We start from the raw sequence: 22,353 nt of genomic DNA, 5'->3' as shown, positions 1-22,353 counted from the left end.
GCTAAAGCCGCCCTTATTATCGTTACAGAGTACGAGCAATCTCGACGGTTTCGAATACTTCGATTTGGTCGCCTACGCGAACATCGTTGTAGTTCTTAACGCCAATACCACATTCCATACCATTGCGAACTTCAGCAACGTCGTCTTTGAAGCGACGTAGCGATTCGAGTTCACCTTCGTAGATAACAACGTTATCACGTAGTACGCGAATTGGCGCGCTACGCTTGATGGTACCTTCGGTCACCATACAGCCAGCAATTGCACCCAGCTTAGGTGACTTGAACACATCACGAACTTCAGCCAGACCGATAATTTGTTGTTTGAACACAGGAGACAGCATACCTGTCATCGCTGCACGCACTTCATCAATCAAATTATAGATAACGCTGTAGTAACGTAGGTCAACACTTTCACTTTCGATAGTCTTACGGGCTTGTGCATCGGCACGTACGTTAAAGCCAACCATGATAGCGTTAGAGGCAGCCGCTAAGGTTGCATCCGTTTCAGTCAGTGCACCCACACCGCGAGCGATGATGTTCACTTTCACTTCGTCGGTAGACAGACCGGTTAACGAGTCAGTAATCGCTTCCAGTGAACCTTGTACGTCTGCTTTAAGAACGATGTTCAGTTCTTTCACTTCGCCGTCTGTCATGTTCGCAAACATGTTTTCTAGCTTAGATTTTTGCTGACGTGCCAGTTTCACATCACGGAACTTACCTTGACGATACAGGGCAACTTCGCGAGCTTTACGTTCGTCACGTACGACTGTTGCTTCATCACCTGCAGACGGAACGCCTGACAGACCTAGAATTTCAACAGGAATAGATGGACCCGCTTCAGTGATTGAACGACCGTTTTCGTCTTTCATTGCACGAATTTTACCGTACTCAAGACCACACAGAACGATATCACCTTGGCGCAGCGTACCTTCTTGAACCAGAATCGTAGCCACAGGGCCGCGACCTTTGTCCAATTGTGATTCAATGACCACACCGGCAGCCATACCATCACGTACCGCTTTCAGTTCGAGAACTTCAGCTTGCAGTAAGATACCTTCTAACAGTTCATCAACGCCTTCACCTGTCTTAGCTGAAACGAAGGCAAACATGTTGTCTCCACCCCAATCTTCAGACATAACACCGTGTTGTGACAATTCGCTCTTAACGCGATCGATATCCGCTTCCGGTTTATCCATCTTGTTCACAGCCACGATTAATGGCACGTTACCGGCTTTAGCATGTTGAATTGCTTCGATAGTTTGCGGCATTACACCGTCATCGGCAGCAACAACTAGCACAACAATATCCGTTGCCTTGGCACCGCGGGCACGCATTGCGGTAAACGCGGCGTGACCAGGAGTATCAAGGAAAGTGATCATGCCATTTTCAGTTTCAACATGGTATGCACCGATATGCTGAGTAATACCACCGGCTTCGCCAGCAGCCACTTTAGCGCGGCGAATGTAGTCGAGTAACGAAGTCTTACCGTGGTCAACGTGACCCATGATAGTCACAACTGGTGCACGAGATTCTAGCTTGATGCCATCTTCATCATCACGGTCTTGTAGCACTTGGTGCTCAAGCTCGTTTTCACGGATAAGCACAACTTTATGACCCATTTCTTCAGCAACTAGCTGGGCAGTCTCTTGATCCAACACTTGGTTGATCGTGACCATAGAACCCATTTTCATCATCTGTTTGATGATTTCAGTCGCTTTCACTGCCATTAAATGCGCAAGTTCAGAAACAGTAACAGTTTCACCGATACGCACATCACGGCTCACGGCTGCCACAGGCTTATTGAAGCCATGCGCCATAGACTCAGGTGCAGTACTGCGGTTACGCATGTGCTTTTCACGGCCGTCACGGGCATCTTTGCCGCCACGTTTTTTCGCGTTGCTCTTGTTACGAGCACGACGTCCGCGTTTTTCTTCATCCAGATCAGAAGTATCTTCAGCAGCACGAGCTACTTTAGATGTCGTGATGTGATGATCACCGTTTTTCTCGGCTTCTAAACGTTGGCGCTCTTCTTCGGCCCAGCGCTTAGAATGTTCTTCAGCGAGTAAGCGAGCAGTTTCTGCCGCTTTAGCCGCTTCTTCGTCTTGCTTACGTTTGGTTGCCGCTTCTTGCGCCGCTTTCAAACGTTCAGCTTCTAGACGAGCCGCTTCTGCTTCTGGTGACATATCTTTAACCACTTTCACTTCGGCTGCTGCTTTAGCTTTCGCCTTGGCTTCTGCTTCCACTTTTGCCTTAGCATCTGCTTCAGCTTTCACTTTTGCTGCCGCAGCAGCTTCTGCTTCGGCCTTTGCTTTTGCCAAAGCTTCTGCTTCGGCTTTCGCTTCTTCTTCAGCCTTCAGAGTAGCCTCATTAGCATCACGCTTAACGAAAGTTCGTGTTTTACGAACTTCAACTTTAACATCTTTAGATTGACCACCATTACCGGCCACACTTAGGGTCGATACGGTTTTACGCTGCAGCGTCATTTTCGTTGGCGCATTTTCGCCACCGTGCTGCTTTTTCAGATAATCCAGTAACTGCTGCTTTTCAGCTTCAGTCACTTTATCAGCTTGGCCTTTCTTAATTCCAGCCTGAGAGAATTGCTCAATCAGACGTTCAACACTTTTACCCACTTCCGTGGCCAATTTCTCTACGGTAGTATCTGCCATCAGTTAAATCCCCCTGTTGATCGACTTATGCTTCTTCGCCAAACCAACAGATATTGCGGGCTGCCATGATGAGCTCACCTGCTTTTTCTTCTGTCAATTCTTCAATTTCGATCAAATCATCAATGCCTTGTTCAGCCAAGTCTTCAAGAGTCACAATACCTTTGCTAGCGAAAACATAGGCTAAGTGTCTTTCAACACCTTCAAGTGCTAGCAACTCTTCACTTGGCTCCACACCATCCAGTGCTTCTTCAGTAGCGAGAGCTCGAGTTGAGATCGCCGCTTTTGCACGTTCACGTAAAGCTTCGACGAGATCTTCGTCAAAACCGTCAATCGCCAATAGTTCAGACACAGGCACATAGGCAACTTCTTCGAGCGACGTAAAGCCCTCATCTGCCAGTACTTGTGCAAAATCTTCATCGACATCCAGTGAGTTAACAAATAAATCAACCACCTTGGCACTTTCTGCCTGATGTTTCTTATTCATATCTTCCACTGTCATAACGTTCAGAACCCAACCAGTCAGTTGTGTTGCTAAACGTACGTTCTGGCCATTACGTCCAATGGCTTGTGCCAAACTATCGGCTTCAACAGCGATATCCATAGAATGGTTATCTTCGTCGACTATGATAGAGGCAACATCGGCTGGCGCCATGGCATTGATCACGTATTGTGCTGGATTATCATCCCACAACACGATATCAACACGTTCGCCACCCAGTTCATTCGAAACGGCTTGTACACGCGCACCGCGCATACCCACACACGCACCGATAGGATCGATACGGCGATCATTCGACTTAACGGCGATCTTAGCGCGAGCGCCTGGATCACGAGCAGCGCCCATGATTTCAATCAGTTCGTCAGCGATTTCAGGCACTTCAACACGGAAAAGCTCGATCAGCATTTCAGGCTTAGTACGGCTTAAGAATAACTGTGCACCACGAGCTTCTGGACGTACTGAGTACAATAATGCACGCACACGGTCACCAGGGCGGAAAGATTCGCGTGAAATTAAGTCTTCACGGAACAATACGCCGTCAGCGTTATTACCTAAGTCAACCACTACGCTCTCGCGAGTCGCTTTTTTGACCACACCAGTGATTAACTCACCTTCTTGATCTTGGAACTGCTCAACCACTTGCGCACGTTCAGCTTCACGTACTTTCTGTACGATCACTTGCTTAGCGGTTTGAGTGGTAATACGGTCAAACACCACTGACTCGATATCGTCTTCGATAAACTCGCCAGGCTGGATGTCCGGATTTTCGTAACGTGCCGCTTCTAACGTGATTTCACGATAAGGGTTTTCTAACGCTTCACCGTGATCATCAACTACCATCCAACGACGGAAAGTATCATAACCACCGGTTTTACGGTCGATAGCAACACGAACGTCAATATCACCTTCGTACTTTTTCTTGGTTGCTGTGGCCAGAGCAATCTCTAGCGCTTCAAAAATTTTCTCGCGTGGAACGGCCTTTTCATTTGAAACCGCCTCAGCGACTAGCAGAATCTCTTTATTCATCTCGTCTTGCCTCGTTCACCTTGAAACCATCAAAACTTAGCGATTAAGTTGCCTTTGCGGATATTATCCAATGCGACAACTAACTCTTTACCATTCACTTTCAGCGAGAGCATTTGCCCGTCGACCGCAGTGATGGCGCCTTTTAAATTACGACTGCCGTCAACCGGCATAGTCAATTGAAGCTTTACATCCTCGCCTACATAGCCCGCGTACTGCTCAGCAGTAAATAAGGGTCTATCTACGCCTGGCGAAGAAACCTCTAGGGTATATTCTGTAGAAATAGGATCTTCAACATCGAGTACAGCACTGACTTGGCGACTTGCATTGGCACAATCTTCAATATTGATACCATTCTCACCATCAATGAACACTCGCAGTGTGGAATGCTTACCCGCTTGAACATATTCAATGCCCCACAGCTGAAAGCCTAATGCTTCCACAGGTACTTTGAGCATTTCTGCCAGTCTGAATTCTAACGTTGCCAAGATTGACCCCCGAAAAAACAAAAAAGGGCTTAATAGCCCTAGTACAACGCCACATACGAAGCATGCGACAAATTTAAAAGTCCCAGATAACAAAAAACCCCGTAATCACGAGGTCATTAATTTCAAGAACCTGTAAACCATAACGAGTTCAAACACTATTCGTTACTAGGAGCTGGTTGCGGGGGCCGGATTTGAACCGACGACCTTCGGGTTATGAGCCCGACGAGCTACCATGCTGCTCCACCCCGCGTCAACTGTGTGCAAGTATATTGACTATCGTCATTTCTTGCAATAACTAAGAGAGAACTTATCTCGTCTATCTTAGTTATATTTGGTGCCGAGAGCGGGACTTGAACCCGCACGACCGTTAGGTCACAGCCACCTCAAGGCTGCGCGTCTACCAATTTCGCCACCTCGGCGACACCTTTTACTAGTCAGGAATTTTCGTTTCTGACTTTTGGGTTCCTTGCTCAACAGGTTGGGTAACCTGTTCAGTGTCTGAACCTAAATCTTTCCATGAATCTTCATTTTTTGCGTGGTTTGCACTTAAGTTACCAATAAGCAGACTTAAAGTGAAAAACGCAATGGCAAGAATCGCCGTACTGCGTGTCAGGAAGTTACCTGAACCGCTTGAACCAAAAAGAGTACCTGATGCACCGGCGCCAAAAGAGGCCCCCATGTCAGCTCCCTTACCTTGCTGAATTAATACTAAGCCGATTAGACCTAATGCAACCAACAAGTAAATAACTACTAGAACTTCATACATATTATGCGCTCATCGCTATGGTACACAGACTTAAAAACTCGCTAGAGTTTAAGCTAGCACCGCCAATCAGTCCACCATCAACATCAGGTTGGGCAAATAAATCTGCAGCATTACTCGGTGTCACACTACCACCGTAGAGAATCCTGATATTTTCTCCGATAAACGGAGACACTTCAGAGAGGCGTTTGCGAATAAACGCATGAACTTCTTGTGCCTGCTCTGGTGTAGCACTTTTACCTGTTCCTACAGCCCAAAGCGGCTCGTAGGCGATAATAGCGTTATCAAAAGCCATAGTGCCATTTTTCTGGATCACTATATCCAACTCTTCAGCAATCACCTCAAAGGTGCGTCTTGCTTCACGTGCTGGACCTGACTCACCCACACATAAAATTGGGGTTAAGCCATGCTTTTGTGCAGCGGCGAATTTCTCCGCTACGATATTACTCGTCTCTCCGTACATACGGCGACGTTCTGAATGCCCGATAATTACATATCGACATCCTGAATCTTTGAGCATCTGACCTGAAACTTCTCCGGTATAAGCGCCAAAGTCATGTTGACTTAGGTTTTGAGCGCCCATCCTAACAAGTGAACCGTCTAACGCTTCCTTGTTTGCTTCTAGCAGTTGCCTAACGCTCTCTAGATAGATAGAAGGCGGGCATAAAACCACTTCAGCTGAATCATTTTGGAGCTTAGAGGCAAATTTTTTGAACAACTCTTGGGCTAATGCCGCACTGCCGTTCATCTTCCAATTGCCAGCTACCATAGGACGTCTGAGTGCCATCACTGTCTCCTCTGAAAGCGGCGTGAATAATAGCGAACCACTTATTAAGTTACAATAGCTAAATTCGAATTTTTTCAGATATCAGGTTGGAATGCTTATTTTTTACACGCCAAAGCTGTTTTCTGTTCATTTGTGCAGCTAACACCTTAATTTTAAATTGGTATCAGCCGCACTCATTACAAAATTAGCAAATATTAGCTTGCCGATTTTACCGCATCCGCAATCAAATTTGCGTGCGCCAATACTGCACTATGATCGTCACCTTCAACCATGACACGGATCAAAGGTTCAGTACCTGACTTACGTAATAATACTCGGCCACGCACGCCCAGTTGAGATTCAACCTGTGCCTGCGCCGCTTTAACTTTATCTGACTTAAGAGGGTCGTGCTCGCCTTCAAAGCGCACATTGACTAACACCTGCGGCAACATTTCCATCGCAGAAGTCAGTTCTTCTAGCGTGGCATTCTGACGACGCATAGCCGCTAACACTAAAATCCCCGCAACGATGCCATCACCAGTTGTGCCGTGATCAAGATTGAGGATATGCCCTGAATTTTCACCGCCAATGCGCCAATCGAGTTCTTTAAGTAGTTCCATCACATAACGGTCGCCCACTTTCGAACGCGCAAAGGGGATGTCTAATGCTTGCAAGGCGAGATCAAGCCCAAGGTTTGACATTAACGTACCAACTACACCACCACGTAATACGCCACGGGATTTCGCATCACAGGCCAGAATATATAAAATTTGATCGCCGTCGATCACTTCGCCTTTGCTGTTGACCATCATAATACGGTCACCGTCACCGTCGAGTGCGATGCCTAAATCGGCACTTTCGGCTAGAACGGTTTCACAAATTTTGCCCATGGACGTCGCGCCCACTTTATCATTGATGTTCATCCCGTTGGGTTTATCACCAATGGCAATCACCTCGGCGCCTAACTCACGAAACACAGCTGGCGCTATGTGATAAGTTGCGCCATGGGCACAATCAACCACAATTTTTAGCCCAGTTAACGTGTGTTCTGCAGGAAAATTACCTTTGCAATACTCAATATAACGGCCACGGGCATCTTCAATACGCGATACCTTCCCCAATAGATGCGACTCAACACAAACGAGGGGCTTTTCAAGCTCTGCTTCAATTTCTAACTCTAGGTTATCGTCTAACTTACTGCCGTCGGTGGAAAAAAACTTAATACCGTTATCGTAATACGGATTGTGTGACGCGCTGATCACCACCCCAGCTTCGGCGCGAAACGTACGCGTCAAATAGGCTACAGCTGGCGTTGGCATAGGTCCCATTAACATCACATTAAGGCCTGCAGCAGAGAGGCCAGCTTCTAATGCTGACTCAAACATATAGCCCGAAATACGGGTATCTTTCCCTATAATCACCTTTTTGGTACCACTGCGGGATAACACGCGCCCCGCCGCCCAACCTAACTTAAGCGCAAGCTCAGGCGTCATTTGACCTGAACCGACTTTTCCCCGAATACCGTCAGTTCCAAAAAATTTACGTTCTTTCATATCGCTCCACAAACTCAAATGTGTCCCAATGATTTGGGATCATAATATTAATTAAATGCTTAACGAGAGCATAACGATGCTTAAAAATACGCTTGTGTCGCTTGTAACACCTTGAGCATATCCACAGTTTCAGTAACATCATGCACACGAATGATATGAGCGCCCTTTTGGGCCGCTATCATAGCGCCAGCAAGGCTCCCAGCAAGACGTTCTGAGGTCGGTTTTGCTAAGAGGTTTCCTATCATGCTCTTACGAGACAATCCTATCAATATCGGTAAATCAAACTGGGCAAAACAGTCGAGCTTCGCCAGTAATTCATAGTTATGCTCTAAGCTTTTACCAAAACCAAATCCCGGATCGAGTATTAATAATTCACGGGGGATCCCTGCTCGCAAGCAAGCTTCAATCCGCTCAGTTAAAAAGGCAGAAACTTCTTCAATAACATTATGGTAAGTCGGTGCAAATTGCATGCTTTGGGGTTCGCCTTGCATATGCATTAAGCATATGGGGACTTGCAACTCTGCAGCAGCTTCAAGCGCACCAGGCTCCATCAGGGCGCGCACATCGTTAATCAAATGTGCGCCCGCAGCAACAGCTTGACGCATGACTTCAGGTTTACTGGTATCGACCGAAATCCACACATCATGGTGCGCCGCAACATATTTCACCAACGGGATCACCCGCGCAAGTTCATCGGCTAAGCTCACCTCGGCGGCGCCAGGTCTTGTCGACTCACCGCCAATGTCTATCATTCCCGCGCCTTGAGCCACCATGTCATCGGCATGCTGACAAGCAAACTCATAGGAAGAATATTGGCCACCGTCGGAAAAAGAATCGGGAGTGACATTAAGAATACCCATCACAATGGGTGAAGATAACGCGAGGCGTTTAGTGCCAGCAATCAGTTCAAACACGCATTTACTCCTGTAATACGAACACTTACGATTTTACTCACTGGCATAACTGGCGTCATTAATTTCAAGCCTTCATTTTCTATCCGAAAAGACCAATGTCAGAAGATAAATATCAATGGTGGCAGAGAGTATCAATGACAGCGCAGTCAAATTGCTAACAAGGTAAAACAAGAAAACCCCTTTACGGGGTTTTCTTTGGTTTCACAACACATTACTTAGCTGGAGATTCATCAGGATCTTTCAGTTCTGGCTCAGCAGGTGCAGTCACACTGTCTTCAGCTTTCGCTGCTGGTTCACCATGACCATTGCCTTTATCGTTAGAACCATTGTCATCCACTTGCCAATCAGCAGGCTGACGCACTTCACGACGTTTCATTAAATCGTCAATTTGAAGTGAATCAATGGTTTCATACTTCATTAAAGCTTCTTTCATTGAGTGCAGAATATCGAGGTTATCCGTCAATATCTGTCTCGCTCTAGCGTAGTTTTTGTCGATAAAGACCTTTACTTCAGCATCGATAATGGTTGCAGTTTCATCGGACATCGCTTTGGCTTTACCCATGCTGCGACCTAAGAAGACTTCACCATCTTCTTCTGCATACAGCAATGGACCTAACTTGTCCGAGAAGCCCCACTGAGTCACCATGTTACGCGCAATAGATGTCGCGTATTTGATGTCCTGTGATGCGCCAGTCGACACTTTCTCAGTACCGTAGATAAGCTCTTCTGCTAAACGACCACCGTAGGCGACCGAAATTTGGCTTTCTAGCTTACGACGGCTCTGGCTCACTGAGTCAGCTTCAGGTAAGAAGAAAGTCACACCTAAGGCACGGCCGCGAGGAATGATAGTCACCTTGTGCACAGGATCGTGCTCTGGCACTAAACAACCCACAATCGCATGGCCCGCTTCATGGTAAGCAGTCATTTCTTTTTCGGCTTCAGACATCACCATAGAACGGCGCTCAGCACCCATCATGATTTTATCTTTTGCACGCTCAAATTCTTCCATGCCTACAACTCGGCGATTTCCACGAGCCGCAAACAGGGCAGCTTCGTTCACTAAGTTAGCTAAATCAGCACCCGAGAAACCTGGCGTACCACGGGCAATCACGCTTGCTTTCACATCTTCAGAAAGCGGCACTTTACGCATATGCACTTTCAAAATCTGCTCACGACCACGAACGTCTGGTAAACCAACGACCACTTGACGGTCAAAACGACCCGGACGTAATAACGCAGAATCGAGTACGTCTGGACGGTTAGTTGCCGCGATAACAATAACGCCTTCATTACCTTCGAAGCCATCCATCTCAACCAGCATTTGGTTCAGTGTTTGCTCACGTTCATCATGACCACCACCTAAACCCGCGCCACGTTGACGACCGACCGCATCGATTTCATCGATGAAGATAATACAAGGTGCAGATTTTTTCGCTTGTTCAAACATGTCACGCACACGGGATGCACCGACACCAACAAACATTTCCACGAAATCAGAACCTGAAATAGTGAAGAAAGGGACTTTAGATTCACCCGCAATGGCTTTCGCCAGCAAGGTTTTACCTGTACCTGGAGGACCCACCATCAGTACGCCCGTTGGAATTCGGCCGCCCAATTTTTGGAATTTAGTTGGGTCACGCAGGTAATCAACCAGCTCTTTCACTTCTTCTTTTGCTTCATCACAACCGGCAACATCGGCAAAAGTAGTTTTAATCTGATCTTCGCTCATCAGCTTGGCTTTGCTCTTACCAAAGGACATAGCGCCTTTGCCACCGCCGCCTTGCATCTGGCGCATGAAGAAAATCCATACCCCGATAAGCAATAACATCGGGAACCAAGAGATGAAGATTTGGGTAAGGAACCCTGACTCTTCGGCTTCTTGGCCCTTCATAGTGATGCCTTTACGATCAAGATCATTAATTAAATCTTGGTCATATAACGGCATGATAGTAGTGAATTTTTCACCAGTTCGTTTAGCACCTTCAATAGTACGTTGGTCGCTCTTAACTTCAACAGTTGCGACCTGTCCATCACGGACATTATCTAAGAAGGTAGAATAATCCATCTTCTGCGATGACGAAGAAGAGGGGGAGTAACCCTGAAACACTGACATCAGCACAACGGCGATGACAACCCAGAGTATTAGATTTTTTGCCATGTCACTCAAATTACTAGACCTCATTAAGTCTTGCGATTATTAACGCTAGGTTACTACAACTTGTACCCAGTCGCCACAAGATAGACTTCGCGGGAACGAGCCCGTGAAGAGTCTGGTTTACGTGTTTTAACGACTTTAAACACTGCTTTTACCGCTTTCATGTATTCGTCAAAGCCCTCCCCCTGAAAGACTTTTACCGCAAAACAGCCATTAGGAGCCAATACTTGATGGCACATATCTAACGCCAATTCCACTAAATACATGGCACGGGGTTGATCAACACTATCTGAACCACTCATGTTGGGTGCCATATCAGACAACACAACGTCAACTTTAGCATCACCGACGCGAGTAAGTAATGCTTGAAGGACTTTATCTTCACGAAAATCCCCTTGCAAAAAATCGACGCCGACGATGGGATCCATAGGCAAAATGTCACAGGCGATGACTTTACCTCTATCTCCCGCTAATTTAACTGCCACTTGAGACCAACCTCCCGGAGCGGCACCGAGATCAACTACAGTCATGCCTGGGCGGATCAGTTGATCCTTTTGCTGGATCTCCTCAAGCTTAAACGCAGCGCGAGATCGCAAGCCCATTTTTTGGGCGAGTTTGACATAGTGATCATCAAAGTGTTCTAGCATCCAGCGATTAGAACTGGCCGTACGTTTTATACCTGACATTTAAAATCCGCAACAATTGAGAGTTACACAAAGGCTATATAAGGGTAGAATAGCCGTTTTTCAACAGTAACTCAGCAAAAGTTGGTAGAAATGAACTTAACAACCAAACAAAAACAGCATTTAAAAGGTCTAGCGCATCCGCTAAAGCCAGTGGTGCTGCTTGGTGCCAATGGATTGACTGAAGGTGTACTCGCTGAAATTGAAAGCGCACTCGCTTATCATGAACTGATTAAAGTGAAAGTAGCCTCTGCCGACAGAGAGCTAAAAAATGCCATCGTTGATGCCATAGTACGTGAAACTCAATCCGCAAAAGTGCAACTTATTGGTCATATTCTGGTGATTTATCGTCAATCACCAGAAATGAAAATTGCTTTGCCAAAGGCAAAGTAATTTTTCTTGATTTTATCGTGTTAACAAAAAGGCCATTCAATCGAGTGGCCTTTTTGTTTTCGCTGTTAATTTAAGCGATTAGCATAGCCCTAAGGTGTTTCAGAAATCACTTGTTCCTTATAATGCTCAGGCGTTAAGCCTAATAACTCAGGCAATGAGGTACCAACTGAAATCGAAGAGAATGTGCCGGTTAATATACCGATAAACATTGCAATCGAAAATCCTTCCAGCGGCCCACCGCCCATGATCCACAGCGCACCGACCGTCATTAAGGTTGTTCCTGAGGTCACCATAGTACGAGAAAACGTCGCCACAATTGCTTGGTTGTTAATGTCTTGAATCGCAAGCTTTGGCTTAGCAATCAATAATTCACGAATGCGGTCAGCGATAATGATCGAATCATTTAAGGAATAACCTAAAATCGCCAGTACAGCCGCAAGTATCGTTAAATTAAACTCCATCTGAGTCAAGGCGAAAAATGCCAGCACGAACACTACGTCATGCACTAAGGCGAATAGGGCACCCGATGCGAGTCGCCATTCGAAGCGGTAACTTAAATAACCTAATATCGCCAGCATAGCGACTAACAGTGCCAAACCGCCCTGCTCTGCCAATTCTTGACCAATCTGCGGCCCGACAACACTGCTGTTAAGCACTTGCACTTCAGAGTTAAGCGGCGCTAATACCTGCTGAATATCGATATTACCTTGCTCTGTATCGGCACTCTTTATATCGGAATAGCGCAACACCCAACGTCCCGGCTCACTGGCGGAGACTACACTCACTTCTTGCTGATAAGCGGCATTGAGTAAAGGTTGCAATTCACTGCTGGTAATTTTTCTATCGATCTGCACTTCGGTGACGACACCGCCAGTAAAATCTAAGCCCCAGTTAAAACCTTTCACGCCGATGATGGTTAATGACACTAGCATCAACAAAATAGAGATAGCACTCGAAACATAACGCCATTTAGTTAGATTAATATTTTTCATGATTATACCTTCACATGACGGCTAGCATCACGTCCATAAACTAAGTTGATCAAGGCCCTTGAAGCAAAGATACCGGTAAACATGCTGGTCAATAGACCTAGACCTAAGGTCAAGGCAAAACCTTGGATTGGACCATTACCTATGGAGTAAAGCACCACAGCAGTAATCATAGTGGTGAAGTTGGCGTCGAAAATGGTAGAAAACGCGCTATCAAACCCCGTATCAATTGCCAGCGCAAAACTGCGACCTTCCTTTAACTTATCTTTTATTCGCTCGAAAATCAGCACGTTGGTATCGACAGCCATACCGACTGTTAACACCAAACCCGCAATACCAGGTAAGGTCAACACAGCGCCAGGGATAAGCGCCAGTAAACCAAACAGGATCACCATATTGGAGATCAGCGCTATATTCGCCACCCAGCCGAGACGGCGATACCAAAGCGCCATAAACAGCAAGGTAATCCCCATCCCTAAACCAAGGGCCGCAAAACCGTTTTCAATGTTTTCAGCACCCAGCGTCGGGCCAATAGTGCGCTCTTCAACAATAGTCACTGGCGCTGTCATAGAGCCTGCTCGCAGTAACAAAGCTAATTGTTGTGCTTCTTGATAGGAGCCAGCACCCGTAATGCGAAAACGATCTCCAAGTTGGGATTGAATCGTCGCAACACTGATAATCTCTTGTGTTTGCTTTGCCTTACCTTGCTCATCACGGCTGTATTCGCTGTAAGACGTCGCCATAGGTTTGCCGATATTGGTACGGGAAAACTCAGACATTTTCTGCCCACCCACACGGTCAAGGTTAATGTTCACCTCCGCCATGCCCATCTCGCCTAAATTCGCCCTCGCATCGACAATATGATCGCCACCCAGCACTGGTGTGCGGCTCACATAAATAGGCTTACCAGACTTGTCATTGAGTACCATAGCATTGACGGAGCCAGACTCTTTAACCTCGAAGAAGGCCAGACTCGCCGTAGCACCGATAACGTTTTTGGCGGCGGCAGGATCTTGTACTCCAGGCAATTCAATCCGAATTCGATGCTCCCCTTGACGCTGCACTAAAGCTTCAGTGATACCGAGTTCTTCAATACGGCTGCGCATCACTTGTAAGTTTTGCTGCACTGTCAAATTACGCAGTTTCGTTTGCTCTTCTTGGCTCAACTTAATCAGTAAACCCGCGCCATCTGCATTGGATAGCTGCCAATTAGGATAGGACTCTTTCATCATTTGACGCACGGCAGCACGGGCATCATTATCGGGCAATGTCATGTTTAACTGGTGACTTTGGTCCAAATGCACGCTAGCACCACGAATTTTCTGCTCACGGATGAATTGACGTAGCGAATCAACAAGCGTCTCGGCCTGAGTTTGATAAACAGGATCAATATCAACATCGAGTAAGAACTGTACGCCACCGCGCAAGTCGAGCCCGAGTTTAATCGGCTGAAAGCCTAAGTTTTGTAACCAACTTGGCGCCGCACTGGCAAGGGATAAAGTCAATTCTTTTGGCTCTGCGACCATAGAAGACACTAAAGTTTTGACTAAGGTTTGTTGGTTATCCGCATCGAGGACAATTAAGGTTTCACCATTTTTTTGGTCGATACGTTTTACCGTCACGCCTTCAGCTTGTAGCTTATCTCGAAGGGCAATAGGTGTGAGCGTTAACCCCGCCTTCGCGCCCACCTGCACCGCCGCATCCTCACCGTAAAATGTCGGCAAGGCACTGAATAGCATCACGATAATAGTGACGATAAGCACTAAGTATTTCCAAGCTGAATAGTGATTTAGCAGCCGTTGATTGGGTTTTCTTTCCATGGGATTAACTCGCTATTTAACGCTCAGCATTTGAATCAAATCACTAAGCGAACATATTGATATCAGTCCGAAACACGTGATTGAGTACCAGCGGCTAAGCTCGTAAGGCTCAAAACATCACTGCCTACTTAAGCAGCTATAAAAAGTTTCGGTGAGTACAAAAAGACAACAGCATGAAAAATCGATAAGAGTAGGCTCCTATCAACGTCATGCCTAAATAGGCGAGTTAAGCGGCTTGTTGGCTAAATCGATATTGAAGATTTGAGACTTTCCAACCCGAAATTCGGGCGGGGGAAGAAACAGCAGAAAGCGTCCAATCTGATGTGATATCAAGATCGGTGGGTTCAACGACATTGGATGTCGGTTCGGCAGTAAAGTCTACAGCGAGTACATATACTGGCTTGACCTCACGCATATCGTGCTGGGCAAGACTGATAAATCGCGGCGAATTTATCGGGGCAAAATCTAAGTCATCTGAATGACTTAGATAGTCAGAACTCGGACAAGGTGCTGGCTGTGATTCTAATTCCGAGTCTGAACTGACTAGATCGGTATCATGACTATTCGGTAAGCTGCAGCTTTCAACAGTTTGCGCATCAGACTGTGCATTAGATTGGGCGATAACATCGGCATCGGGCAAGCTTTGAGGCTCAGCGCTTCGCTTTGTATGGGGAGTCGAGCTATCAAGACTCACAGTATGCATCTGAACATAATGGCGAGTTGCATCACTGCGCTGTACTGAGGGTTTTGGCGCATAGCTAGCCGAGTGCGCAATCAACATGATCGCCACGCAAACTAACATCAATCCTGTACGCCAATGTTTGACCAAAGCGTGCCCTCTTATAAAACATTATCAAACTAAAGATGAACCTATTCACTGTTCGCTTTTGATGCTTAACTGTGGGTCCATAAAGTGAAACTCGCGCAAAAAAACAACATACACATTTCGCCAATGTTGATTTTTCTAGGATGGCAGCTTAGGTAAAAACCTACAAAGAGACAAATTAAACTTTGTCCATCTTACCCCGAATTCAACGCTGAAGCGCGATCGATATCCTTGGCTAAAGCCCTAAACTCAAGCCGTAAACAAACTTAATTCGCGGATAACAAAAAACCGCCCTAGGACGGTTTTAGCGATATAGCATGAGTCACGCTCACAACACTATAAGCAAAGTAATATAAGCAGATTATAAATACTGTACTGAGATGATTTCGTAATCTGTCATACCACCTGGCGTAGTAATAGACACTTCATCACCTTCATTTTTGCCGACTAAACCGCGGGCTATTGGTGAATTCACTGAAATCAGGTTTTCTTTAATATTCGCTTCGTCATCGCCGACTATGCGATAAGTCACTTCAACATCGGTATCGAGATTTAAAATAGTCACAGTGGCGCCAAAAATGATACGACCGTTATTCACCATCTTAGTGACGTCGATAATTTGCGCGTTAGATAACTTACCCTCAATATCACGGATACGTGCTTCACAAATACCTTGTTCCTCACGAGCCGCATGGTATTCCGCGTTTTCTTTCAAGTCGCCTAACTCTCTCGCTGAAGCAATTGCTTCAGTGATTTTAGGGCGACGGTCAAACTTGAGAATATCTAACTCTTTACGCAGCTGCTCTGCACCGACAACTGTCATAGGAACCTTAGTCATAACTTCTTTCGTCTCCTTTAAAACAAAAGCAACCCGTGCCAACGCTAAGGTCAACACAGTCAAATGAGGGTGGAATTGCGCTATTCTAATCGTTATGCGCTTTTGATGCACCAAGAACAATGCATTGACGCAGCTTACCCAACCTTAAGCAGAGTTACCAGTAATCAAATTCAAATCTGTATGCCTAAGGAAATTTCGCACACGTTTTAGTACGAAATGAATACAAAAATGCCCACTCGCCATTTAGACCGTGGGCATTAAGACTCAAAGCAAAAACCTCAAATAGAGGTTAACTCATTTATTCAAGCCCAGCCTCAAAGGTCAAAAAGATTTCACTAACCGTTTTATCAGCAAGGGATTTATCTGCATTAGGGCGCTCAATTGCCGCATGTAAGAGATAACGTCCTGCTGAAGGTAAGATCATTGAAACTTTACCGTCTTTATCTGAGGTAAATTCGATTTCCTCTGGTTTGTTACGATATAAGCTACCGTCTTTCATAATGGCGACTTTAACGCCTTCAACGGGCTTACCATCAAAAACAAATTGCAGGGTAGCAGCTTCGTTCTCAACAATATCTGCAGGATGAGTCACAGGCACTAGTTCTAAATATTCCCCCTTAGGCTTTAACACTTCCTCAGTTGGCTTATTACGTGTGACATAGGTTTCAACCCGCGACACATTTAAAGAACTTTCAAGTTCATAGGCTCCCTTTGGCATAGCAGCAGTTGTGGCTTTTTTATCCATACGGCTGCGTACAACCCCTTCTTTTCCTTTAACTTTATATTGAGAAAAATAACGAGGTGAAACTTCTTTTTCAAACTTATAAGTGCCATCTTGCATCAGTTGCACATCAAACACCGACTTACGTCCGCCCGTGTAACTTGAGCTTGGAGACGTTGGTTTTCCATTTGGCTGTAACACACGCACATCACTGGCACTAAAAGGTTTATCCATCATAAACACTTGATTGCTGGCAGACACATCTGAGGTAATCCACACAATTTCTTCACTTTCAGCCGAAACGTTGAAGTGGCTAGGTAAAATCCATCTGTCGTGGCTACTTGCCAATGGGCTAATACAAAGTGTGCCAAGTAATGTAATAAGACGTAATTTCATGCCTTTTCCTTAAGTTTAACGATTAATATACGGGCTAAATATTTAATGGATTGACTCAACGAGCCATGCCGCTTAAGCGTATGTCGATAACGCCAGTTTCTGTCGTGGCGGGCAACTGCACAGAGAAATCTCCTGCAGCTAAATCGATATTTTGTCGTACAAGATCGCGACCACCGTGTTCACGCACCACTTCAATAAATACAGTGTAAGTGGCAGGTTCAAGCACTTTTCCCGCCTCATCTCTTAAATCCCAATCGATTTTGTAATGACCCGCGGGACGTGTCGCAGATGCTATTCCGTCAACAAAACTCATATCTTCGCGTCCGGCTTTACGCCACCAACGACGGATATCTTTCAACCATTTATGGCCTTCATCCCATACCCAAAGGCTTAAGGTTTTAACCGTTTGCCCCTTGGCATCCTCAACCCATACGGCCACATAAGGTCTGTGATATTGCCCTTCGGTAATTTCAGGCAAGGTTAAATCGACTGTCATTTTAGGCGTCGCAAACGCCACAGAACTGACAAACAAAGCACTCACCGCAATGGTGCGAATAAGATGACGCATACTCGGCCTACACTCCTTATGGAACAAAATAAACATACACAAGCCCGCAACTACTGCTGACGAGTACCATGTATAACAATGACTTTTTGAGGCGCTTGGTTTGAGGCAGCAACAAATAAGCCCCAGTGAGCGAAAATAAAATGATAAGCACAGCGCTGAGATCGAGTATCCAAGCCCAAGCTGTGCCTGTGTTACGGCCCTTATGCAAATCATTCACTACGGCAACGACACCGTAATCTAAGGTTTCGACATAGGCTTGCCCGTCGAGTAAGTCCAATGTCAGACTCCGATAAGTACCAGGTCCTTTGCTGACTAAACTAATTTCATCTTCATCGATATCGGCACTCGCCATATCCATAGCCCATTCACTTTTCAACCAATGACCCGCAGCCAGACGCCATTGTGAGTCTTGGGCATTAACGGGTAACAAATAGGCTGGGATTGGCACTTGTTCCCGCTTAGGTTCCTGATCAGCTTGAGAAAACCAATTAGGATGATTTAACGTTATACCTGTCACCGCAAAAAACAGCATCAGCAACAATAAAGCCATAGACACATAAACATGAATAATGCGGGCAAAGGACAAAGATGACTTACTGACTCTTAATTTCAATGATGCACTCTCAAAAACAAACCAAAGAGAAATACCTCCAGAGTCTGCTTTCCCTATGCAGCTAAAGATAGAAATGAGCTGCATTAAACTAATTTAATGCGCCGAGATTAAATGAGATCTATTATCAAACAGAACAAAGTTTACAAACTTTACATATTCAATACTGAAAAAGAAGTTAAAAAGTAAGAAGAAAAATAAGTGCTAAAAATAAAGCACTTAGGGGTAAATCTGTTTTTAGCACTCAAAAACCATTACCTTCGATTAAATTAGCAGCAAATAATCTATTGTATCACCTGTAAATACCTATAAAATTCATAAGGATAAAATTCAACATTTGGGCTAACTTTTTTCCTTAAAATTTACTTTGCCACCCTCTCGTTTACCTTATGCCAATCAGCTACAATCCGCCGCCGGCGACTTGCTGGTACTTCCAAGGAAATATCATCTTGAGTACATCTCTGCTCAAAAAAATGCGCTGCCTGCATATTGTGTGGCTCGCATTAATGCTCAACGCCTGTGTTGCACCACTATTATTAATGTCACCTCAAGGCCAGCTCATGTGGGCCCTGCTTAAACCCCTTGTCGGTTTAGATCCGAACGATGTCGGATTATTCGAACAACCGCTCATCAAAAACCGTATGCAGGAATTGCTGGGTAAAAATTACGATACCACCCTGTCCCTGCTCAAAACGGCCGACAAGATCCAACAGGAAGGTCCACTCATCTACTTAGTGTCAACTTACACCCCGGTCCCCGAAATGGCCGAAAAAGCGGGTCTTGTTTGGAACTCAGACACCAACCAAATGGCAGTCATGCTGATGAAAGGCGGTGCACCCTTAGTGATTTCTGAACAATTCAGTAATCAGGCAGAAAAACGGGTCCCAAGTTGGCCGAAGGAATTAGCCGACTATACCGATCCACAGAAGTTACAACAAAAAGCCTTAGAAGCGGGGGCAAATCAAGTACAGCAACAGTTAGCAATACCTGATGCAGTCAAAGCCGTTGCAACAGGTGATGTTAAAGCGGCTCAAGGTGCCGTTATTGATAGTGCGGTCACAGAGAATGCCGTCATTAAGAATGCTGCAATGCCAATCAATATCACTGAAGCAGCTGCAAAAGTCGCAGCTCCAGCGGCTCCAGCGGCTCCAGCGGCTCCAGCAGAAATAAAATCGCCACCCGTTGCTCCTGAAGTCAAAAAGCAATAAAACGGATCACCACAGTGCCAGCTCAAATGGCACTGTGGATTAACTTTGAAAATAGCTGAATTGCCACAACCAACGGGAATTATAGAGACAAGGGAAAGGCTGGACGGGCTAATTGAAGGGAAACTGAAAGCAAAATAACGCTAAGCTGAAAATAGTTAAAAGTCAGAAAGCAAAAAGCCTGTCCGAAGACAGGCTTTTTAACTTTTTGGCTGGGGTACAAGGATTCGAACCTTGGGATGCCGAGATCAAAACCCGGTGCCTTACCACTTGGCGATACCCCAATAAACTTGTTTAATCTTCTATAGAAGATTGCATTTTGATGGTACGGGAAGAGAGACTTGAACTCTCACACCTCGCGGCACCAGAACCTAAATCTGGCGTGTCTACCAATTTCACCATTCCCGCATCAAAATGTACCAAAATTGCCTATTCAACATTTTTGGATTTTTCTCTGATAAATCACTTTAACAGAGTTAAATATGGTAGCAATGGCGGGACTTGAACCTGCGACCCCAGCATTATGAGTGCTGTGCTCTAACCAGCTGAGCTACATTGCCAATGGCTGGGGTACAAGGATTCGAACCTTGGAATGCCGAGATCAAAACCCGGTGCCTTACCACTTGGCGATACCCCAATCAACTTGGAAACTGAGAAAAAATGGCTGGGGTACAAGGATTCGAACCTTGGAATGCCGAGATCAAAACCCGGTGCCTTACCACTTGGCGATACCCCAACTAACTCTGTTTCAAACATCCGCTATTGCCGATGTTTCTAAATTCATATATCTAAAAAATGGTACGGGAAGAGAGACTTGAACTCTCACACCTTGCGGCACCAGAACCTAAATCTGGCGTGTCTACCAATTTCACCATTCCCGCACAGCTTCATGTTTACATCGTGAAAAGATGCTAGCAATCAATGCTAGAGTAAAATCGTGATTCATTTTATATAAGAAATTTATCTTAAATAAAATGGTAGCAATGGCGGGACTTGAACCTGCGACCCCAGCATTATGAGTGCTGTGCTCTAACCAGCTGAGCTACATTGCCACATCGATATTACGCGCCCCTCTCAGCGAGGAACGGGGCGTATTATGCTTATTCGAGGTATCTAGGTCAACAGCTTTTTTTCGCTATTTCCCTTAGGTTAAGCTGTTCGGCTATTACTTCACCAAACTGAGCAACAGATGTGCTAAATAACACCTTGTTGCTCATACTTAGCTTAATTTATCGAGACTTACAGCGTGAATAAGCTTTGTTATACGTTAAACAGGAAATGCATCACATCGCCATCTTTAACGATATAGGTTTTACCTTCCACGCGTAACTTACCGGCTTCTTTCGCGCCAGCTTCACCTTTGTGGGCAATAAAGTCATCAAATGCCATCACTTGGGCACGGATAAAACCACGTTCGAAATCGGTATGGATAACACCCGCCGCTTGCGGAGCACTCGCACCCACTGGCACAGTCCAAGCACGCACTTCTTTCACGCCTGCGGTGAAATAGGTTTGCAGATTCAGTAATTCATAACCTGCGCGGATCACACGATCTAAACCTGGTTCTTCGATACCCAGATCCGCCATAAACTCATCGCGCTCCTCGATTTCCATCTCGGCCAGTTCAGATTCAATCGCCGCACATACGGCAACAACGATAGCGTTTTCAGTGGCAGCAATGGCGCGAACGGCATCTAAGTGCGGGTTATTTTCAAAACCATCTTCCGCAACGTTAGCAATATACATGGTCGGTTTTAAGGTTAAGAAGTTCAGGTAAGCCACCGCTTCCAGCTCTTCTTTCGATAAATCCATTGAACGCAACATTTTAGCTTCGTCTAAAATGGGGCGCATTTTTTCTAATACTTCCACTTCAAACTTAGCATCTTTATCGCCACCTTTAGCACGTTTCTGCTGACGCTGAACCGCACGCTCTAAACTGTCTAAGTCAGCTAAGGCTAATTCAGTGTTGATGACTTCGATATCGCCAGCAGGGTCAACCTTGTTAGCAACGTGAACAATGTTGTCATCATCAAAACAACGTACTACATGACCAATAGCGTCGGTTTCACGGATGTTAGCGAGGAACTTGTTACCTAAGCCTTCGCCTTTAGATGCGCCAGCCACAAGACCCGCAATATCCACGAATTCCATGGTGGTAGGCAACACACGTTGTGGATTCACAATCGCAGCTAACGCATCCAGACGTGGATCCGGCACAGGTACAACACCAGTGTTAGGTTCAATGGTACAAAACGGGAAGTTAGCCGCTTCGATGCCAGCCTTAGTTAACGCATTAAAAAGCGTTGATTTACCTACGTTAGGAAGACCAACAATGCCGCATTTAAAACCCATATGCTTACCTTTCTCTCGATTATTGGCTGACAAGTCACACTCATCAGCGAGGTTTAGTCGTCCTGCCCTATGGCAGCACATTACTGAATAATTAAATCACTTGAATCACTTGAATCACTTAACACT

Annotated in this window: 19 protein-coding genes and 9 tRNA genes; 2 read left to right on the top strand and 26 right to left on the bottom strand. The window is 45.6% G+C overall.

The window, feature by feature from the left end:
• Nucleotides 1-22 precede the first annotated feature (22 nt).
• From infB to rlmE, 11 genes are all read right to left on the bottom strand, one after another.
• Nucleotides 23-2,665, bottom strand: coding sequence for a translation initiation factor IF-2 (infB, locus tag L5M49_RS14730; protein WP_105251699.1), 2,643 nt, complete (start codon nt 2,663-2,665; stop codon nt 23-25).
• A gap of 25 nt (nt 2,666-2,690) precedes the next feature.
• Complete coding sequence (gene nusA, locus L5M49_RS14725; RefSeq protein WP_028761452.1) at nt 2,691-4,190, bottom strand: transcription termination factor NusA; 1,500 nt, start codon at nt 4,188-4,190, stop codon at nt 2,691-2,693.
• Nucleotides 4,191-4,219: 29 nt separating this feature from the next.
• On the bottom strand, nt 4,220-4,675 hold the full coding sequence (gene rimP / locus L5M49_RS14720) for a ribosome maturation factor RimP (RefSeq protein ID WP_006082718.1): 456 nt from the start codon (nt 4,673-4,675) through the stop codon (nt 4,220-4,222).
• A gap of 173 nt (nt 4,676-4,848) precedes the next feature.
• Nucleotides 4,849-4,925, bottom strand: a tRNA-Met gene (locus L5M49_RS14715).
• 82 nt (nt 4,926-5,007) lie between these two features.
• Nucleotides 5,008-5,094 (bottom strand) — tRNA-Leu (locus tag L5M49_RS14710).
• A gap of 11 nt (nt 5,095-5,105) precedes the next feature.
• Nucleotides 5,106-5,441, bottom strand: coding sequence for a preprotein translocase subunit SecG (secG, locus tag L5M49_RS14705; protein WP_028761453.1), 336 nt, complete (start codon nt 5,439-5,441; stop codon nt 5,106-5,108).
• A gap of 1 nt (nt 5,442) precedes the next feature.
• Nucleotides 5,443-6,225 (bottom strand): triose-phosphate isomerase, encoded by a 783-nt coding sequence (tpiA, locus tag L5M49_RS14700; protein ID WP_006082720.1) that lies wholly within the window; start codon nt 6,223-6,225, stop codon nt 5,443-5,445.
• Between the two features lie 194 nt (nt 6,226-6,419).
• Complete coding sequence (gene glmM / locus L5M49_RS14695; RefSeq protein ID WP_028761454.1) at nt 6,420-7,757, bottom strand: phosphoglucosamine mutase; 1,338 nt, start codon at nt 7,755-7,757, stop codon at nt 6,420-6,422.
• 80 nt (nt 7,758-7,837) lie between these two features.
• Nucleotides 7,838-8,671: a dihydropteroate synthase gene (gene folP / locus L5M49_RS14690; RefSeq protein ID WP_263199819.1), complete on the bottom strand. Its 834-nt coding sequence runs from the start codon at nt 8,669-8,671 to the stop codon at nt 7,838-7,840.
• Nucleotides 8,672-8,882: 211 nt separating this feature from the next.
• The gene (gene ftsH / locus L5M49_RS14685; protein WP_168822810.1) at nt 8,883-10,853 is read right to left on the bottom strand and encodes an ATP-dependent zinc metalloprotease FtsH; all 1,971 of its coding nucleotides are present in this window, start codon (nt 10,851-10,853) and stop codon (nt 8,883-8,885) included.
• Nucleotides 10,854-10,882: 29 nt separating this feature from the next.
• Nucleotides 10,883-11,512 (bottom strand): 23S rRNA (uridine(2552)-2'-O)-methyltransferase RlmE, encoded by a 630-nt coding sequence (gene rlmE, locus L5M49_RS14680; protein ID WP_006082724.1) that lies wholly within the window; start codon nt 11,510-11,512, stop codon nt 10,883-10,885.
• A 90-nt stretch (nt 11,513-11,602) separates the two neighbouring features.
• Here rlmE and yhbY point away from each other — a divergent pair, with 90 nt between their 5' ends.
• A complete protein-coding gene (gene yhbY, locus L5M49_RS14675; RefSeq protein ID WP_006082725.1) occupies nt 11,603-11,902 on the top strand; it encodes a ribosome assembly RNA-binding protein YhbY in 300 nt (99 codons plus the stop codon).
• Between the two features lie 89 nt (nt 11,903-11,991).
• Here yhbY and secF read toward each other — a convergent pair whose 3' ends face one another.
• From secF to L5M49_RS14640, 7 genes are all read right to left on the bottom strand, one after another.
• Nucleotides 11,992-12,894 (bottom strand): protein translocase subunit SecF, encoded by a 903-nt coding sequence (gene secF, locus L5M49_RS14670; protein ID WP_028761458.1) that lies wholly within the window; start codon nt 12,892-12,894, stop codon nt 11,992-11,994.
• Nucleotides 12,895-12,896: 2 nt separating this feature from the next.
• A complete protein-coding gene (secD, locus tag L5M49_RS14665; RefSeq protein WP_263266340.1) occupies nt 12,897-14,711 on the bottom strand; it encodes a protein translocase subunit SecD in 1,815 nt (604 codons plus the stop codon).
• A gap of 226 nt (nt 14,712-14,937) precedes the next feature.
• Complete coding sequence (locus L5M49_RS14660) at nt 14,938-15,513, bottom strand: hypothetical protein (protein ID WP_263266339.1); 576 nt, start codon at nt 15,511-15,513, stop codon at nt 14,938-14,940.
• Between the two features lie 385 nt (nt 15,514-15,898).
• A complete protein-coding gene (greA, locus tag L5M49_RS14655) occupies nt 15,899-16,375 on the bottom strand; it encodes a transcription elongation factor GreA (RefSeq protein ID WP_028761461.1) in 477 nt (158 codons plus the stop codon).
• Between the two features lie 298 nt (nt 16,376-16,673).
• A complete protein-coding gene (locus L5M49_RS14650; RefSeq protein ID WP_212599330.1) occupies nt 16,674-17,492 on the bottom strand; it encodes a DUF4198 domain-containing protein in 819 nt (272 codons plus the stop codon).
• 55 nt (nt 17,493-17,547) lie between these two features.
• Complete coding sequence (locus tag L5M49_RS14645) at nt 17,548-18,060, bottom strand: DUF2271 domain-containing protein (RefSeq protein ID WP_263140095.1); 513 nt, start codon at nt 18,058-18,060, stop codon at nt 17,548-17,550.
• A gap of 16 nt (nt 18,061-18,076) precedes the next feature.
• Nucleotides 18,077-18,673 carry a PepSY-associated TM helix domain-containing protein gene (locus tag L5M49_RS14640; RefSeq protein WP_212599331.1) on the bottom strand — a complete coding sequence of 199 codons (597 nt, stop codon included), beginning with the start codon at nt 18,671-18,673 and terminating at the stop codon, nt 18,077-18,079.
• Between the two features lie 470 nt (nt 18,674-19,143).
• On the opposite strand from L5M49_RS14640, the gene L5M49_RS14635 reads away from it, so the two are divergent.
• Complete coding sequence (locus L5M49_RS14635) at nt 19,144-19,878, top strand: hypothetical protein (RefSeq protein WP_263266350.1); 735 nt, start codon at nt 19,144-19,146, stop codon at nt 19,876-19,878.
• Between the two features lie 206 nt (nt 19,879-20,084).
• Here the strand turns inward: L5M49_RS14635 and L5M49_RS14630 are convergent.
• The 8 genes from L5M49_RS14630 to ychF all read right to left on the bottom strand — a co-directional run bounded on the left by L5M49_RS14630 (nt 20,085) and on the right by ychF (nt 22,227).
• Nucleotides 20,085-20,159: transfer RNA gene (locus L5M49_RS14630), tRNA-Gln, on the bottom strand.
• A gap of 39 nt (nt 20,160-20,198) precedes the next feature.
• Nucleotides 20,199-20,283: transfer RNA gene (locus tag L5M49_RS14625), tRNA-Leu, on the bottom strand.
• A gap of 75 nt (nt 20,284-20,358) precedes the next feature.
• A tRNA-Met gene (locus L5M49_RS14620) sits at nt 20,359-20,435 on the bottom strand.
• A 2-nt stretch (nt 20,436-20,437) separates the two neighbouring features.
• Nucleotides 20,438-20,512 (bottom strand) — tRNA-Gln (locus L5M49_RS14615).
• Nucleotides 20,513-20,536: 24 nt separating this feature from the next.
• Nucleotides 20,537-20,611: transfer RNA gene (locus L5M49_RS14610), tRNA-Gln, on the bottom strand.
• A 60-nt stretch (nt 20,612-20,671) separates the two neighbouring features.
• A tRNA-Leu gene (locus L5M49_RS14605) sits at nt 20,672-20,756 on the bottom strand.
• Nucleotides 20,757-20,850: 94 nt separating this feature from the next.
• A tRNA-Met gene (locus L5M49_RS14600) sits at nt 20,851-20,927 on the bottom strand.
• A gap of 208 nt (nt 20,928-21,135) precedes the next feature.
• A complete protein-coding gene (ychF, locus tag L5M49_RS14595; RefSeq protein ID WP_028761466.1) occupies nt 21,136-22,227 on the bottom strand; it encodes a redox-regulated ATPase YchF in 1,092 nt (363 codons plus the stop codon).
• Between the last annotated feature and the right edge of the window lie 126 nt (nt 22,228-22,353).

Origin of the sequence: Shewanella sp. SM74, from assembly GCF_025653725.1 — a bacterium.
Lineage (GTDB): Bacteria > Pseudomonadota > Gammaproteobacteria > Enterobacterales > Shewanellaceae > Shewanella > Shewanella oncorhynchi.
The sequence above is the reverse complement of the archived record's forward strand: the minus strand, read 5'-3'. Positions and strand labels throughout refer to the sequence as shown.